Source organism: Rhodococcus sp. T7 (assembly GCF_009872365.1).
In the GTDB taxonomy this organism is placed as follows: domain Bacteria; phylum Actinomycetota; class Actinomycetes; order Mycobacteriales; family Mycobacteriaceae; genus Rhodococcus_F.
The window spans coordinates 32,840-49,183 of the sequence record NZ_WXYH01000343.1 but is presented as its reverse complement, the minus strand read 5'-3'; the positions used below and the strand labels follow the sequence as shown (position 1 = coordinate 49,183).

Genomic DNA, 16,344 nt, shown 5'->3' with positions numbered 1-16,344 from the left:
CTGATGAGCGGGTACGTCGACCCCGACCTGGACTCCCTCGTCGACACCGACGGGTGGCTGCACACCGGCGACCTCGGCCGCCTCGACGCCGACAACTACCTCTACCTCAGCGGCCGGTCGAAGGACATCATCATCCGGGGCGGGGAAAACATCTCCTGCGCCCACGTGGCCGCCGCCCTGACCACCCACCCCGCGGTCGCCGAGGCGATCGTGGTGGCACTGCCACACGCAGAACTCGGCGAACAGGTCGCCGCCGCCGTCACCGTCCGCCGCGGCATCCCGGTCAGCACCGACGACCTCCGCGCCCACGCAGCGAAAACGCTCGGCCGCTTCCAAATTCCCACCCGCTGGTGGCTGCGCAACGACATGCTCCCCACCAGCGCGTCCGGGAAGGTGATCCGCCGCAACGTCGAAGCGATGTGGCTCGAACGCGGCGCCACCGACCTCATCGAGATCGACAACTGACAACCCACCCAATAGATCGGCGCTTCCCATGACGACCCCTCCCCCAGACACCGGGTCGACCGGTCCCCTCGCCGGCCTCCGAGTTCTCGAACTCGGGGGTATGGGACCGGCGCCGTTCGCGGCAATGACTCTCGCCGATCTCGGCGCCGACGTCGTACGCATCGAGCGACCGGCAGCGCGCGACCGCCCGCCGCGGGACGGGTCGCAGATCCTCCACCGCGGGAAACGGTCGATCTGCCTGGATGTGAAGGACGACGCCGACCTCGCGACCGTGAAGGAACTCGCGGGCCGTGTCGATGTGGTGATCGAATCCTCGCGTCCCGGTGCCGCCGAGCGGCTCGGCATCGGCCCCGACGATCTGCACGCCGTCAATCCGCGGCTCGTCTATGCCCGGATGACCGGCTGGGGCCAGGAGGGCCCGAAGGCAGCGACCGCCGGCCACGATGTCGGATACCTCGCGGGGACAGGGCTCCTCCACGCCATCGGCGGTGAGGAACGCCCTCAGATCCCGCTCGCTCTCGTCGGCGACTTCGGTGGTGGTGCACTGTATCTCGTGATCGGCATTCTCGCGGCCGTGCACGAGACCCGACGCAGCGGCCGGGGACAGGTCGTCGACGGCGCGATCGTCGACGGCGCCGCGCATATGGGCACACTGCTGTACGGGATGCTCGACGCCGGCCGGTGGACGGACCGGCGGCAGTCCAACCTGATGGACGGCGGTACCCCGTTCTATTCGGTCTACGAGACCGCCGACGGCAAGCACATGACTGTCGGTGCGATCGAACCGAAGTTCTACGACGCCTTCGTCGAGATTCTCGCGCCGGATGAGGAACTGCCTTCTCGGCGGGACAGGTCGGCGTGGCCCGAACTCCGCGACCGAATCGCGGCACGGTTCCGGACTCGTACCCGGGACGAATGGACAACCCTGTTCCAGGGCACCGACGCCTGCGTCGAGCCCGTTCTGTCTCTCACCGAATCCCTCGACGACGATCACCTCCGCGAGCGCGGAACCTATGTCGACGTCGCCGGGATCCGCCAGCCCGCTCCCGCACCGCGGTTTTCGCGAACGCCGGCGGCCGCCGTCACACCACCGTGCACGCCCGGCGACCACGATTCCCGCAGCGTGCTCGCGTCGTGGGACGTGCGGTAGCCACGCCGAAACGAGCTCGTCCGGTCGGGACATCAGTCCCTGACCGGACGGGCTCGAGGCGCCGGATCGCTATCCGCGCGCTACGTTGATCACCTTGATCTGGGTGTACTCGAGCAACCCGAGGACACCGAGTTCGGTGCCGATGCCGGACTGCTTGGCGCCGGCGATGGGTACGTCCGGCGTCCGATCGCTGTGCTTGTTCACCCACACGGTTCCCGCCGAGATTCTGTGAGCGATCGCGGTGGCGGCGTCGATGTCCGTCGACCAGACCGACGCGGCCAAGCCGAACTCGCTGTCGTTGGCGCGGGCCACGACGTCGTCGATGTCGGTGTAGGGCATCACCGGGACCACGGGGCCGAATTGTTCCTCGACGACCAGGCGTGACGACTCGTCGATATCCCGGACGATCGTCGGTCGCACGAAATAGCCGGGACCGTCGACGACTCCTCCGCCGGGCATGACCTTTCCGGCGGACTCCGCGTCCGCGAGGATTTCCTTGATGCGGTCGAACTGGGCCTGGTTCTGGACCGGTCCGAACTGTGTTCCCGGTTCCATGCCGTTGCCGACGATCGCGTTCGCCGCACGGGCAGCAAGTGCGTCGCAGAATCGGTCGTAGAGATCCGCGTGCACGTAGATTCGCTTGATCGCGCGACAGATCTGCCCACTGTTGCCGAAGGCGGCGTCGAAGACCTTCTCGGCGACCTCGTCGACGTCGGCATCCGGCAGGACGATCGCCGGGTCGTTGCCGCCGAGCTCGAGGGTCACCCGGGTCAGGCGCTCCGCCGCCGCAGCCATCACCTTCTTGCCCGTTTCCGTCGAACCGGTCAGGCTGACCTTCTGCAGTCCCGGATGCGCCGAGAGGTGCGGGCCGAGCTCGGGGCCACCCGAGACGATGTTCACCACACCGGCGGGGACGATGCCTGCGATGAGCCGACCGAGGTGGAGGGTGGCCGCGGGGGTCGTCGGGGCGGGTTTCACGACCATCGTGTTGCCGGCCAGCAGGGCGGCGGGGAGCTTGAACGCCAGGAGGAGCAGGGGAAAATTCCACGGCACGATGATGCCGATCACGCCCACCGGAACGCGGTGGATCTCGACCCGGCGCAGCTCGCTGTCGTCGATCACTTCCGGTTCGAGGGTGAGGCCGGCGAAGTAGCGGATGTACTCGACCGCTGTGTCGACCTCCCCGAACGCGGCGGCGAGCGGTTTTCCCTGTTCGCGGACGAGGATGCCGGCGAGTTCCTGACGGTGCTGCGCGATGGTGTCGGCGATCTGCGACACGATCCGCCGCCGCTCGTCGACCGGGGTAGCTGCCCAGCTCGGGTGTGCGGCTCCGGCCGCGGCCACGGCCCGGTCCAGCTGCTCGGGCGAGGCGGCAGGGACCGCGCTGAAGGTCTGCTCGGTGGCGGGATCGATGACCGGAAGCTCCGTGGAGCCCGGCACGAGAGCGCCGTCGATCAGCAGGGCGAAGTCGTTCATCAAAAGTTCCTCTAGTTGGCGTGAATGGTTGTGCCCGCACCGGGTTCGCAGTCAGCCGCAGTTCCGTCGGCGCCGCCGTCCGGGCGGGTCGGCAGGTTCGGAATCGCGATCGCCGCAACGACGATTCCGAGAATCCCGAAGAACACGAGTGCGTACGCGGGTGCGATGGTGGAGACCTCCGCGACCAGCCAGGTGGAGACGAATGGTGCGGCACCGCCGAACACCGCGTAGCTGATCTGGAACGGGAGTGCGCTGGCCGAGTACCGCACCTCGACGGGAAAGAGTTCGACGACTGCCAGTGCCGACACGATCAGCAGGGAGTACGCGGTGGTGGCGTACAAGGAGATTCCGATCGTCGCGGCGACGACGCCGTGCCGCAGGAGAATGAAGGCCGGCACCACCGCGATCGCCAGGGCCGCGGCGAGTGACACCGCCAGTGTCTTGCGCTGGATGCGGTCCGCCCACCGGCCGATGCCGACGATCAGCCCGATCCCCACGAGGTGACCGACGACCACGATCGTCAGGGCCGTCGACATCGGGTAGTTCTGAAACTTCACGAGGTAGGACATCATGAATCCGACCAGGATGTAGCCGGCGACGGATTGCATGGCGACCCATCCGAGGAGGGTGCACATCTGGCGGCGAACCGTGCGGAAGGCCTGCGCGAGAGGCGCGGGCGTTCCCGGCTCGGAGTTCGCTCGGGCGGCGGTGAAGTCGTGGGAGTCCTCGATGCTCATGCGGAGGTAGAAGCCGAGGACGCCGAGCGGAGCCGACAGGAGGAACGGCAGACGCCAGCCCCACTGGGCCATCTGCTGGTCGGTCGTCAGGGCCGAGACGACCAGGACGACCAGGGCGGCGCAGCACACCCCCGCAACGATCGACACGACGAGTTTGGAGGCGTTCCTGCCGCGTTCGCCGATCGCGGACTGCTCGACTACGAGGACGAACGCTCCGCTCTGCTCTCCGCCCGCCGAGAAGCCCTGCAACAGTCGGCACACGAGCAAGAGTGCAGGTGCCGCCACGCCGACCGCCGCATAGGTCGGCAGCACGCCGATGGCCGCGGTGGCGGCGCTCATCAGAAGAACCGCGATCATCAACGCGCGCTTGCGCCCCCAGCGGTCACCGACGTGCCCGAAGACGACCGCTCCGATCGGACGAATCACGAACGCGACGCCGAACAGGGCAAACGTCGAGAGCAGAGCCGCCACGCTGTCGAACTGCGGGAAGAACAGTGTGGCGATGGTGACTGCGAAGAACCCGTACAGGGTGAAGTCGTAGAACTCGATGAAGTTGCCGATCGCGCCGGCCCGGGTGACCTTGGTGATCTTGTCCGGAGCGCTCGTGTGCGCGGAAACGTCGAGTGTGCTCATACATCGTCCGATCGAAGTGGGAAATGAAGAGAGTGAACGGCGCAGCCGGACTATCGTGCGGTCAGGCCGCCGTCGACGGGCAGCGCGATCCCCGTGACGAAGGACGACTCGTCCGAGGCCAGCCACAACGCGGCATCCGCGATCTCACGGGGCTGACCGGCACGGCCGAGTGGGACACCGGCGACGACACGCTTCTCGTTCTCTTCCTGGGAGAACCGTGCATCGACCTTCATGAAGTCGTTGTACAGCATCGGAGTCGCCACCGGTCCCGGGCACAGTGCGTTCACGCGGACACCATCGGTCGCGTAGCGCACGGCCAATCCCTTGGCCAGACCGATGACGCTCGCCTTCAGTGCGGAGTAGACCGGGCTCAGTGCGGACCCGACGAGTCCGGAGGTCGATGCGGTGAAGATGATCGAGCCGCTCCCCTGCTGTCGCATGTGCGTGATCGCGCGTGCCGCGATCACCGTCGACTGCGTCAGGTTCACGTCCGTGGCGGTCCGGAATTCGTCGAGGTCGAGGGTTTCGACGTCGCCGGGGGCGGGCATTCCCGCGTGGCTCCACAGCACGTCGATTCCGCCGAGCCATGCGATCGCGTCGTCGGCGACGGTCCCGGCGATGTCGGCGTCGGACAGATCGGCGACGAATCCCTGTGCGTTGCCGCCCGCCGTGTTGATTCCGTCGACCACCTCCTTCAACCGGGCTTCGTCCCGGTCGACTGCCGCGATCCGGGCGCCTTCCCGCGCGAACCGTTCGCACCCGGCCTGGCCCATTCCCGACGCGGCCGCGGTCACGACCACACGCTTGCCTTGCAATCTCATCGCCATCTCCTCAAAGTTGTTCGTCTGTCACGGTTGTTCGTTTCGCACGAAGGGCCGGTCGGTCTTTGCCGATCCGGTCATTCCTCCGGCGCAAGCGTCACGGTGATTCCGTCGAGCGACTGAGCGTGCGCAACCTGGCAGGACAGTCGTGACGTATCCGCGTCGAACCCTTCGGCTTCCTCGAGGAGTTCGATCTCGTCCTCGGAGCGCTCGCCGAGTTCCGCGACGACCTCCGATTCCAGGTACACATGGCAGGTGGCGCAGGACGCGGTTCCGCCGCACGAAGCCAGGAGTGGAAAATCATTGTCCCGCAGAGCTTCCATGAGGGTCTGCTCGGGTTCCCACTCCACCTGGCTGGGCGATCCCGCACGGTCGATGACGGTGATGTTGTTGGACATGTCGTGATTTCCTAACGTGATGTAGCGAGATCGTCGGTTCGGGTGGTCGCCAGCTTCACCGCTCGGTCTGCAGCGAGTACGGGATCGAGCCGGGCACCGGCGGCGATGAGCTTCTTTCCCGCGGCGAAGTCGCCGAGCGCATTGATCGTGTCCAGTGCGGCCAGGCGACCGTCGCGCAAGTAGAGAACCGCGAACTTGCCGTCGGCAGGATCGCCGCGCCGTACTACCTGGTCTTCCGGCGAGCGCACCCCGGCGGTCTGCAGTCGGACACCGTGCTGGACGGTCCAGAACCACGGCACCTCCGCGACCGCGGCGTCGAGACCCAGTATGTGGCGAGCAGCGCTGTCTGCCTGCGCCATTGCATTCTGAACGCATTCGAGGCGCATGCTGACACCTTCGCGGGGGCAGGTGAAACGGGTGACGTCGCCGACGGCGTAGATCTCGGGATCGGAGGTGCGGGCGTGCTCGTCGACGACGATTCCGTCGGAACAGTCGAGTCCGGCCGCCTCGGCGAGGTCCTGGTTGGGTAGCACACCGACTCCCACCACGACGACGTCTGCGGGGATCGTCTCTCCGTCGCTGGTGACGATGCCTTCGACCCGGTCCGACCCCTCGATCCTTTCGAGGGAGCTACCGAACGCGAACCGGACTCCCTCCGCAACATGAAGGTCCTCGAAGTAGCGACTCACATCTTCCGACGTAACACGGCTCATCGATCGACCCTGATACTCGAGTACGGTTGCGCTGCAGCCGGATTTCACTGCCGCCGCAGCGACCTCCATCCCGATGTACCCGGCACCGACGATCACGAACCGCACGCCGGGGCGCAGCATCGCCTTCAGATTGCGGCCGTCTGCGCGGGTCTTCAAGACCTGCACGCCGGGCAGCGCTGCGCCGGGAACGTCGAGTGTCCGTGCCCGCGACCCCGTGGCCAGGATGAGTCGGTGATAGGGAATCGTGGAGCCGTCGGCCAGGCAGACCTCCCGCGCGGATCGGTCGACCGCGGTCACCGCGGACCCGGCGATTCGCCGGATTCCCTTGTCCTCGTAATAGTCCTGTTTCCGGAGCGCGGGCGGCTCATGCGACTCCGTACTGGCGAGCACGTCCTTCGAGAGGGGCGGCCGCTCGTAGGGGAGACCGTCTTCCTCGTCGATCAGGATCAGCTCACCACGGTATCCGAGTTCGACCAGACGCGACGCGGTGTGGACACCGGCGTGCCCGGCGCCGACGACAACGATGGGTGTGGACATTGTGCTGCCTTCCGTGCGGTCCGGTCAGGCACCCTTGGCATGCAGCAGGACGTGCATGCGCTCGGGTCCGACAGTGAGGTTGTTGCCGTGCATGTACTCGATCGCGTGGTCGGGATCGATCGTGATCGACTCGAGCCGAGAGGACAGGAGTTTGGTCGTCACCCGCAGCTCGAGGCGAGCGAGGGGCGAACCGATGCAGCTGTGGATGCCGTATCCGAACCCGAAGTGCCCTTCGGTGTCCCGGTCCATGTCGAACTCGTGCGCGCCGGGGAACTTCGTTTCGTCGCGGTTGGCCGATGCGATGAGCAGCCGAACGACCGCACCCTTCGGAATGACGGTTCCGGCGATCTCGACGTCGTCCTTGGTGCGTCGCACGGTGCGGTGAACCGAACCGCGGAAACGGGCAAGTTCCTCGACGAATTTCTCGGCCTCGTCCGGGTTGGTCCGGATCCGCCCCAGGAGATCCGGATGGTGTGCGAATTCCTGGAACGCCATCGTCATCAACAGTGTGGTGGTGTCGTGGCCTGCGACGAACATGAACCCGCACAGTTCGCGGGCCTCCTTGTCGGAGAGCAGCCCTTCCTTCCACATCCGCGCGATGTGACCGCCGACCGCCTCGCTGTCCTCGCGGTAGAGACGCTCGAGGTTCTCCTGGAGATAGTCGAAGAACTCCAGGGTGTTCTTCTCGTCCTCGCCCGATCCCGGCGCATTCCGCGCGACGCGTGCGAAGTACGTGAACATCTCGTCCGACCAGAACTTCATCTTGTCGATGTCCGCAGCCGGAACGTCGAGAATGGCACTGATGGTCGACATGCTCAGCGGCATCGAGTACGACGTCGCCACCTCGCCGCCGCCGGCCGCGATCATCTCGTCGAGGTACCGGGCGGCATTCTCGCGGACGCGGTCTTCGACCATCGCCACCGATTTGGGGGTGAAGGCGCGTGCGACCACCTGCCGGAGGCGGGTGTGGTTGGGCGCATCGAACAGGGTCAGGAACGTCAGCGGCACCGGTTCGGTCACCTGGGAGGAGAAGACCTTGGGTGCGCGCAGAGCTTTGCGCACGTCCTGGTACCGGCTGACGAACCAGACGTCCTCGCCGGGTGTCTGCGCGCGGAGCACCGGGGCATGCTCCCGCATCCACGCGTAGTGCGCATACGGAACACCTTGACTGCCGTCCTCGTCGATCACCTTGAACGCAGGAAGGTCTGTCGGCCACTCCAACTCGTGAGAGTAGGGGGGCGAGATCGCGGTGGACTCGGTGACGGTAGACATCGGCGTCCTTTCGTGGAAGCTGGTGTTGGACACGGGGGCATCGATCGAAGAGAGCGCCCGTCGTCCGGTCTGGGTGTGAGCACTCGGCCGAGGTGGCCGTCGGGAGAGAGAGGATCCTGTTCTCGCTCCGGCTTCTGTGCTCTGCTGCATCAAGGCTCCCAGGAGTGAAGCACGCCACAAATAGCACTTCCGGTAGGCGGAAGAATTTGTGCAAAAATGTGTTATGAGCTGCGGTTACCGACGCGTGCAACCGGGGTGCCGGCAACGGCGCGCGCGATACTGGTGGCGACAGTCTGCATGGCGGGGATTGCCGTCAACACGTTCTCCTCGCCCCGTGCGTAGATTACGGTCAGCGCTGCGATCACCGCGCCGTGCTCGCCCATGATGGGCACGGCAATGCCGGACCACCGCTCGATTCCGAACCCTGCCGCGTAGAAGAAGCGTTGCTGGCGCACCTCGGCCAGGATCCGGCGGAGCAGGACCGGGTCGGTGACGGTGCGGTCGGTGAGCTTGTCCAGTGGCCCGGACAGAACCTTGGCCTGGTACTCCGGTGACGAAAATGCCAGCAGCACAAGTCCCGTCGAACATCCATGTAGGGGATACCGTTCGGCCATCCGGCCGGCATCGAGCGTCGAGTCCGGACTCGCCAGGCGTTCGAGAAACAACACCGATCCGGCGTCCAAGACCGCCAGACTGACGTGCTGACGCAGGATCGTCTGGAGGTCCTCCATGAACGGCAGCGCCGCCTCACGCAACGTCATCGTGTGCGAGCCGCGCGCGGAAATTTCCCACAGCCGCAACCCGATGCTGATCTCCTTGTCGGGAGCGCGTTCGAGTAAACCGTGTTTGACCAGCTCGTTCACCAACCGGTGTGTTGTCGTGAGGGGAAGGTCGGCACGATTCGCGAGCGTCGTGAGCGGTAGTGAGCGCGAATTGCGGTCGAATGCACTGAGCAAACGCACCACACGTCCGATCACCGAGTCTCCACCGCTGTCCGGCATGATCGCAACACCTCTCCGACCGATACACGTGCAGTCTAGTGCGTGTCCCTTCGGCTTCGACCGGTGTTGGTCAGACGGCGGCAGGCGCGACCCGATGTGGATCCACCAGCTTCAGAATATCGTCCGGCCAGGGCGTCGCACGGGTGTCGGTGGGGAGAACATGCACGGAGGTGAACGCGCCGTGCGCGGCACGGACACGGGTCGCGCCGTCGAATTCTTCTCCGTAGACGTCGAATTCGAAGGTGATCGAGGTTCGCCCGACCGCCTGTATGCGGACCGTGGTGGTGACCTCCTGGCCGAACCAGAGCTTCGACGTGTAGTTCACCACTTGCTGGACTCTGGGCATGCTCGGAAAATGCTCCAGCAGACCCAACTGGCGGTACAACCGCACCTCGCACGCTTCCACCCACCGCAGGATCGATGAATTGTGGTGATGCCCCGCCGCATCGGTGTCGGACCACTCCACCAGAGCGGACATCGTCGCCGATCGTGGCGGGAACCTCGTATCGGTGTCGTAGGTCATGGGCGATCCTCGGTAGCGGACAGAAAGGTACCTTGCGCCGAGGTCAGGACCCGGCCCGTCGAGGTCTGCAGAATTGCATTCACCGTGGTGATCCGCCGGCCCCGGCGTTCGACCGTGGCACACAGCAGAACCGTGCCGTCGACTTGTGGCGCAAGAGGACGCTGGTACGCCAGCGTGAGGTCGAGTAGCTCCGGAGCCCCCGGGTCTCCGTGGGTTCCGGAATGACCGACCAGCGCGCGCATCGCGTGGTCGATCAGACTGACGTGCAGTCCGCCGTGCACTACCCCGTGCCTGTTGCACAGCGCCGGGTCGAGTTCGGCGGTCAGCACCGAGGAATTTTCGTTCCGGGCCGTGTCCGTGATGCCGAAGATCTCGTCGAGGGACGGGAGCAGCGGGACACCACCGGTAGCGGATTCCGAGACCGTCGACGTCGGGGTCGAGGGCGGCGAGGGTGGCGATCCGGGGACGACGAGGAAGCGTGCGGTTCCCACCGCGATGTCGGCGTCGCCGGGCCCGTGAATCCGGATACGGCTCAACCCGGTTCGGTGATTCGACGAGATCAGATCGCCTCGCGCGGTCACCACGGTTCCGGGCGAGGGCACCGGGCCGACGGCGTCGAGGCGCAGGTCGACCGTGCGCACGTCGAGCCCCTGCGCGAACAGGCGGCCGAGCGATTGGGCTGCCGCGGAGTCGGCCGCCACACCCAACCAGCCGAGCGGAACGTCCGGTCCCGTAGCGAAGCGGGGAAGGACCATCGCGGCCGTGGCCCAGTCGTCGCCGCGGGCCGTCACACGGCAACCGGTGAGTACCTCGGCCGGGTGGCGAGCGCGGTGTCGACCGATTTCGAAATCAGGTGCGCTCACGGACAACGGTGCCACTTCCGGCTCCTTTCAGAAGCTGAGACTCGACAGGTTCGACCCGCCACACGACGCGCTCTCCAGAGCGCACCTCAATAGTCAACATATTTCTGGCGATAGTCAAATCTTCTGTAGACTTTTCTTGAGTGCCGAGCGCGTTACTCGCAGAGCGCGCGAATCAGCCGCCCTCCTGCTCGGCCCACACGTCCCACTGGGCCTGCGCGGTGTCGTGCCAACGCTCGTGGCTCGCGTCGAACGCGTCCACCGCGCGCACCGCAGGCCAATCGGAGGGCAGGAGCGACGCAGGCAGGTCCGGGTCCAGAAATGGGAAGCGACGCCACTCGTGCACCAGCTCCACCTGCGCGACGAAGGTCTCGGCCGACGTCAGCGGTGCCATCCCCGTGGTCCAATCGGTGAAGTGACGGTACTTCTCCGCCAGCTCGTCGAGATCCCACGCCGCAGAAATGAGAGTCCGGACATCATCGACCGGAACCCACGTGCCGACCCAGGCAAACGCCTTGGCCCGCAATCCCAGTTCGTCGAGGACAGCCAGGACGGCGTCTTCCTTGCCCGCGTCGGGGATTACCCAGAGACCCGGCGACGGCGATCCCATTCCGAGCCACGTGAGCTGCGTCCGCAGGCGATGCCGCAAACTGCGCTGAGCCTCCGGAACGGCGACCGTGACGACCAGCCAGCGCTCGTCCCATTCCCGGTGTGCACGGAGAAACCCGTAGATTCTGTCGGCGCCGTCTCGAAGCAAGGTGGCGCCCTCCTCGGTCAGCGACCACCGCACCCGCCGGCCCGAACGCTCGGACACGAGCAGGCCCTCCTGCGCCATCCGGGAGATCGCCTGGCGCGCCGCCTTCTGCTCCACGCCGATTTCCGCGAGCGCCCGCAGTAACGCCGACGTCCAGACCGCCTGCCCACGGGGACGGACGAACTCACCGAGAATGGTGAGGAGAGCGGACCTCGCACTGGCCGATCCGATGCCGAAGGCGCCAGCACCCGCGGCGACCTCGAGGTCTGCCGCATTCGATTGCGGATACTGGACATCGGCTTCGGTCATGCTCCCACCTTCTCACGTGGAGCCCTCGACCTACCCGTCCTCCCACGTTCGATAGGTCGTGAACTCACGTTCCGCCAAGCGCGGCAGGGCGTCGTTCACGCCGAAAGTCTTCGCATGCTCGGACTCGACGTGGCGGCGGAACGCGTCCTCGTCGACGTACTGCTCGTAGAAGAAGAACTTATGGTCGTCGTGGGGGTCTCGGTGTGCTTGATACAGGATTACCCCCTCCTCGGCGCGAGTCGGCGGAATCAATTTGTCGATCGCAGCGGCGACAGCGGAGGCCTCACCAGGCTTGGCAGTCCATTTCACGGTGACGACGTAGGTCATGTGGTCGATTCCCTTCTCGCTACACGGGTGCTCGGTCAGCTCTTGGCGTCGACGACGACGGACACCGAGCTCGGTCGTTCGTCGACGAAGTACAACGCGACCATTGCCACGACAGGCCCGGCCGCGAGTGTCGCGAACGCTGCCAGAAACGATTTACCCGATGCTGCGAACACGGCGCCCACCGTGATGGGGACGAGCACGCTGCCGATGTTCCAGAATGCGTTGGTGACACCCGCTGACGAGCCGACGACGTGGCTGGAGACGAGTCGCGGGATCAGTGCCACGAGCAAGGGCAGGTAGCAGTACGCGGACAGCCCGAGGAAGGGTGCGGCGAGCAGGAATCCGACTGGTGTACTGAGCATTCCGAAGACGAGCAGTGTGATGGCGAAGCATCCGAGGACGATCATGGCGGGAACCCGCCGGGCACCGTTGAAACGGTCGGAGACGATGCCGATGAGGGGTTTGCCGAAGACACCGAGCGCGGCGAAGAGTGCCACAATGAAACCCGCGGTCGAGGGAGTCACCGAGTGGCCCTTGATCATCAGGGTGTTCGACCAGGTGATGAATCCGTAGGTTCCCCAGCATCCGCCGAAACCGGCGACTGCGACGAGCATGAGATTGCGGTTGCGCAGGATCGTCATGATCACGGCGCGGGTGGACCCGGAATCGGTTGCGGCGGCACGTACATCCACGGGGCCGGATCGGAGCAGGAACCAGCACACTGCACCGGCGACGACGGAGAGGGCGCCGAAGAGGTGGTAGGACGTTGTCCAGGCGAAGTGTTCGATCAGCATGGGGACGGTCGAGTTCGCTACCACGACGCCGATCGACGTCGCGGACAGGAAGATGCCCATTGCCTTCCCGAGCTCGTCGGGGCGGAACCAGCTGGTGATGAGTTTGACGCCGGCCGCGTAGTCGGCGCCGGCGAACAATCCGACGACCGCTTGTACCGCGATGCCGACGGTTGCCGAGGTAGTCGACCCGAAGATCATCATGAAAATTCCGGCGCCGACCAGGGACGTGGTGACGATCGTCCGCCCACCCAGCCGGTCACTGAGAAAGCCGTTGCCGGCGTTCGACAGGACATACCCGATGTAGTACGCCGTTGCGAAAGATCCGAGGCTTGCCAGTGGCACTCCGAGGTCCTCGCCGACGAACACCGAGGCGGGCCCCCACGTCGAACGGTCGACGGACGTCAGGACCAGGGCCAGCCAGCACAGACCGAGGACGACCCACCGATACCGCGAGATCGCTGGTGAAGCTACGGCCAATCGTTCGGTCATGTCGAGGGAGATATCACTCTTCACGGCGCTGATCCTTTCGGGACTGTCGAACCGGACTCCGCTGGTTGCGTAAGTCACAGTAGGCCCGGGAAGTGAAATGGTCAACAGAGCGGTTGCGATACGCAAATTATTCGTAGCATGTCGTGGGCACGGCTCCGCCGCTCGTGCGCCTTTCCGGTAGCGGGAACAACCAGAAAGGCGCACGGGCCCGGAGGGCCTAGATCCCAACCTTTGACAGGATCGCCGTCATCGCCGCCCGGACACCGGTGGACAGGGTGGGCTCCGGGACGGGGGCGAAGAACGGTGAATGATTCACCGGCACCGGCTTTCCACTCGACAAGGTCTCCGCGCTGTGGCCACCGAACATCCAGTAGACCGACGGCACCCCGATCGCCTCGGCGAGCAGACCGAAGTCCTCCGACCCCATGATCGGCGACGACGGCAGGACGTTGTCCTCGCCGAGCACCTTCCGCAGTTCGGCGACGAGCGCGGCGGCGGCGTCGGGGTCGTTGTAGTTCCGCGGGAACGTGTACAGCTCCTCGATCAGCGGCTTCGGCGCACCGGACGCGTCGGCCTCGGCGTAGATGATGCGGCGCAGCGCGGCATTGACCTGCTCGCGCACCTCCGGGTCGAGGGTGCGCACGTTGATCGTGAACTCCGCCCGGTCGGCGATGATGTTCTCCTTCAGCCCCGCATGGAACGTCGCGACCGTCACGACCGCCGGCTTCAGCGGGGGAACCTCCCGCGAGACGATCGTCTGGATGCGGTTGATCATGTTGACGCCCTGAATGATCGGGTCGATCGAGTTCTGCGGCTGGGATCCGTGCGAGCCCTGACCGTAGACGGTGACCTTCAACGAGTCGGCCATCGCCATCGCGTCGCCACTGGTGACGTGCACGGTGCCGGCCAGCATCGGCCCGACGTGCTGCCCGAACACGATCTCCGGCTTCGGTGCCCGCTCCCACAGACCGTCCTCGACCATCGCCTTCGCCCCGGCAGCGGTTTCCTCACCCGGCTGGAAGAGGAACACGATCGTGCCCGCCCACGCCTCCCGCGCCCCGGCGAGCAGTTCGGCGACGGTGAGCAGGGTGGCGACGTGCGTGTCGTGGCCGCAGCCGTGCATCACCGGCACCTCGGTGCCGTCGTCGAGATGCCCTGTCGCGGCGCTGGCGTAGTCGACGCCGGTGTCCTCGGCGATCGGCAGCCCGTCCGAGTCGGCGCGGAACGCGACGGTCGGGCCGACGCCGTTGGTCAGCACACCCACCACTCCGGTGCCGCCGCAGACGAAGGTGTCGATGCCCAGGGCGACGAGCGAACTCTGGATCAGCTCCGCGGTCTGGTGTTCCTGCATCGACAGTTCCGGATTGGCGTGCAGATACCGGTACAGCTCGTGCATCTTCGTCCGCAGTTCGTCGGTGAGGGCGATCGGCATGTCGGTCATGGAACCTACTTTCGCATCAAATGTCGGTAGCAAATGGATGTCTACTCGATGGTCGCGAGCGCGACCGGACCCCGGTCGCTCTTGTTCCGCAGGAACCAGGCCAGGACCGCGGTGACGATCACCGCGATCGCGGTGGACGACAGCGCCAGGCTCGGCATCGCCGGGACCACGACGAACGTGATGATCGCGGCCACCAGCAACGCGATCACGGTGGCCCGCGGCTGCTTCATCGACACGATCGCCTGCACCAGGACCGCACCCAGCACGGAGGGCAGGATGTAGGAACGGGTGACGGCCACGATGTCGGCGGGAATCACCGTGATCAGCCAGGTGCCGAGCAGCCCGACGAACACCGCCAGGGACAGCAAGTGCACCATCGCGGCACCGCAGATCGCCAGGACCGCCGCGAGTTCGGCCCGCTTGGTACCCGGTTTGGCCCCGATGTTCGTCTGCGCGATGAGCGCCGCCGGCAGCAGCTTGTTGGCGATGTTGCCGATCATGAACGCCTGATACATCGCGGCCGGACCGAGGATCGGGAAGTAGGTCAGGGGCTCGACCAGCCAGATGATGAAGAATGTTCCGGCGACCGCGGCGAACGCCGTCCACAACTGGCCCGCGGTGACGTCGACGCCGCCGAAGAAGACCAGGTACAGGGGTGCGCCGATCGACAGGAGCAACCCCAGGCTCATCGTGATGCGCCCCCACCGGGATGTCGTTTTGTCGAACTCGGCGAGTTCGACTTCTCCGGTGGACACCGCCACCGCTTCACCTGTGGTCATCGGGGAACCTTTCGCAGTGCTCATGTCAGGACGTGGTGGTGAGGTAGGTGACGGTGAGGGCGACGAGGATCGAAATGCCCAGTCCCCATTCACGGAGCCAGCCCTTCCCGAACCGCTGGGCGGCGAACAGGCACAGGCCCATCGCGGCCGCGGCGGCGGCGAACGCCACGATGTGGTGGCTGGACTTGGTCAGTTCCTGAAAGCCGAGCGAGGCGAACGCCCCGATCAGCGCCGCCGACGGCACCACCGCCATCAACGCCGGATTCACCGTCCGGATCTTCGCGTCCCCACGCTTGAGCAGCGGGGTCAGGATCAGCGCGGACAGCATCCACATCACCCCACCGATGCTCATCGCGAAGAACGCGACGACGAACACGTTCTGGGTGTAGCTGTCGGCGCCGAGTTTCGCACCCACCGAGTCGGCGGCGATACTGGCCGCCGACACGTCGTACGCGGCCGAGCCGATCAGGCCGATACGCGCCAGCACCGCCGGGGTGCCGAACAGCGCGATCAGGGCGATCGCCACCAGACACACCGCGAACGACGGCCCGATCGCCGACACCGCGCCGGAGCGGAACGAGACTTTCATGTCTTCCGGGGACATGCCCGCGACCGGTGCGACCTTGCGGACCGCGGTGATGTAGATCGCCGACTGCACGACGATGATGGCGAAGATACCGGCCACCGCCACCCAGAGCACAGGCGAATTGGCGACGGCCATGATGTTCGTGGATGCCCCACTCGCAATGTTCATGGATCTCCCAGGGAAAGTGGAGGACTGGGCTGGGCCGGCAGTCCGAAGCGGGATCGCGGCCACCGACAGGCAGTCACGAGAGGAACCGGTGGGCGGCGGCCTCGAGGCCGT

17 protein-coding genes are annotated in these 16,344 nt (G+C 66.0%); 2 read left to right on the top strand and 15 right to left on the bottom strand.

Annotated elements, in window-relative coordinates; genetic code table 11:
• Both MLGJGCBP_RS32525 and MLGJGCBP_RS32520 read left to right on the top strand, forming a co-directional pair.
• Positions 1-465 (top strand): AMP-binding enzyme (locus tag MLGJGCBP_RS32525; RefSeq protein WP_160100797.1); only part of this gene is annotated, 465 nt, incomplete at its 5' end.
• 28 nt (positions 466-493) lie between these two features.
• Positions 494-1,615: a CaiB/BaiF CoA transferase family protein gene (locus MLGJGCBP_RS32520; protein WP_160100795.1), complete on the top strand. Its 1,122-nt coding sequence runs from the start codon at positions 494-496 to the stop codon at positions 1,613-1,615.
• A 69-nt stretch (positions 1,616-1,684) separates the two neighbouring features.
• Here MLGJGCBP_RS32520 and MLGJGCBP_RS32515 read toward each other — a convergent pair whose 3' ends face one another.
• From MLGJGCBP_RS32515 to MLGJGCBP_RS32445, 15 genes are all read right to left on the bottom strand, one after another.
• Entirely contained in the window at positions 1,685-3,091 is a 1,407-nt protein-coding gene (locus MLGJGCBP_RS32515; RefSeq protein WP_160100793.1) for an aldehyde dehydrogenase family protein, read from the bottom strand.
• An 11-nt stretch (positions 3,092-3,102) separates the two neighbouring features.
• Positions 3,103-4,461 carry an MFS transporter gene (locus MLGJGCBP_RS32510; protein ID WP_160100791.1) on the bottom strand — a complete coding sequence of 453 codons (1,359 nt, stop codon included), beginning with the start codon at positions 4,459-4,461 and terminating at the stop codon, positions 3,103-3,105.
• Positions 4,462-4,511: 50 nt separating this feature from the next.
• Positions 4,512-5,282, bottom strand: a complete 771-nt coding sequence (locus tag MLGJGCBP_RS32505) for an SDR family NAD(P)-dependent oxidoreductase (protein WP_160100789.1) — start codon at positions 5,280-5,282, stop codon at positions 4,512-4,514.
• A gap of 77 nt (positions 5,283-5,359) precedes the next feature.
• Positions 5,360-5,680, bottom strand: coding sequence for a 2Fe-2S iron-sulfur cluster-binding protein (locus MLGJGCBP_RS32500; protein WP_160100787.1), 321 nt, complete (start codon positions 5,678-5,680; stop codon positions 5,360-5,362).
• Between the two features lie 11 nt (positions 5,681-5,691).
• Entirely contained in the window at positions 5,692-6,930 is a 1,239-nt protein-coding gene (locus tag MLGJGCBP_RS32495) for an NAD(P)/FAD-dependent oxidoreductase (protein ID WP_160100785.1), read from the bottom strand.
• A gap of 24 nt (positions 6,931-6,954) precedes the next feature.
• Complete coding sequence (locus MLGJGCBP_RS32490) at positions 6,955-8,202, bottom strand: cytochrome P450 (RefSeq protein WP_160100783.1); 1,248 nt, start codon at positions 8,200-8,202, stop codon at positions 6,955-6,957.
• A gap of 221 nt (positions 8,203-8,423) precedes the next feature.
• Positions 8,424-9,203, bottom strand: coding sequence for an IclR family transcriptional regulator (locus tag MLGJGCBP_RS32485; protein WP_160100781.1), 780 nt, complete (start codon positions 9,201-9,203; stop codon positions 8,424-8,426).
• A 70-nt stretch (positions 9,204-9,273) separates the two neighbouring features.
• Positions 9,274-9,726 carry an acyl-CoA thioesterase gene (locus tag MLGJGCBP_RS32480; protein WP_201453252.1) on the bottom strand — a complete coding sequence of 151 codons (453 nt, stop codon included), beginning with the start codon at positions 9,724-9,726 and terminating at the stop codon, positions 9,274-9,276.
• The gene (locus MLGJGCBP_RS32475) at positions 9,723-10,604 is read right to left on the bottom strand and encodes a hotdog domain-containing protein (RefSeq protein ID WP_160100779.1); all 882 of its coding nucleotides are present in this window, start codon (positions 10,602-10,604) and stop codon (positions 9,723-9,725) included. The genes MLGJGCBP_RS32480 and MLGJGCBP_RS32475 overlap by 4 nt, the downstream gene beginning before the upstream one ends.
• A 157-nt stretch (positions 10,605-10,761) precedes the next feature.
• On the bottom strand, positions 10,762-11,649 hold the full coding sequence (locus MLGJGCBP_RS32470) for a PaaX family transcriptional regulator (RefSeq protein WP_160100777.1): 888 nt from the start codon (positions 11,647-11,649) through the stop codon (positions 10,762-10,764).
• A gap of 30 nt (positions 11,650-11,679) precedes the next feature.
• The gene (locus MLGJGCBP_RS32465; RefSeq protein WP_160100775.1) at positions 11,680-11,976 is read right to left on the bottom strand and encodes a putative quinol monooxygenase; all 297 of its coding nucleotides are present in this window, start codon (positions 11,974-11,976) and stop codon (positions 11,680-11,682) included.
• A 35-nt stretch (positions 11,977-12,011) separates the two neighbouring features.
• Complete coding sequence (locus MLGJGCBP_RS32460; RefSeq protein ID WP_236581493.1) at positions 12,012-13,283, bottom strand: MFS transporter; 1,272 nt, start codon at positions 13,281-13,283, stop codon at positions 12,012-12,014.
• Between the two features lie 193 nt (positions 13,284-13,476).
• A complete protein-coding gene (locus tag MLGJGCBP_RS32455; RefSeq protein WP_160100773.1) occupies positions 13,477-14,700 on the bottom strand; it encodes an amidohydrolase in 1,224 nt (407 codons plus the stop codon).
• 41 nt (positions 14,701-14,741) lie between these two features.
• On the bottom strand, positions 14,742-15,479 hold the full coding sequence (locus tag MLGJGCBP_RS32450) for a hypothetical protein (RefSeq protein ID WP_160100771.1): 738 nt from the start codon (positions 15,477-15,479) through the stop codon (positions 14,742-14,744).
• A gap of 25 nt (positions 15,480-15,504) precedes the next feature.
• The gene (locus MLGJGCBP_RS32445; RefSeq protein ID WP_160100769.1) at positions 15,505-16,233 is read right to left on the bottom strand and encodes a DUF5058 family protein; all 729 of its coding nucleotides are present in this window, start codon (positions 16,231-16,233) and stop codon (positions 15,505-15,507) included.
• Positions 16,234-16,344: the final 111 nt, after the last annotated feature.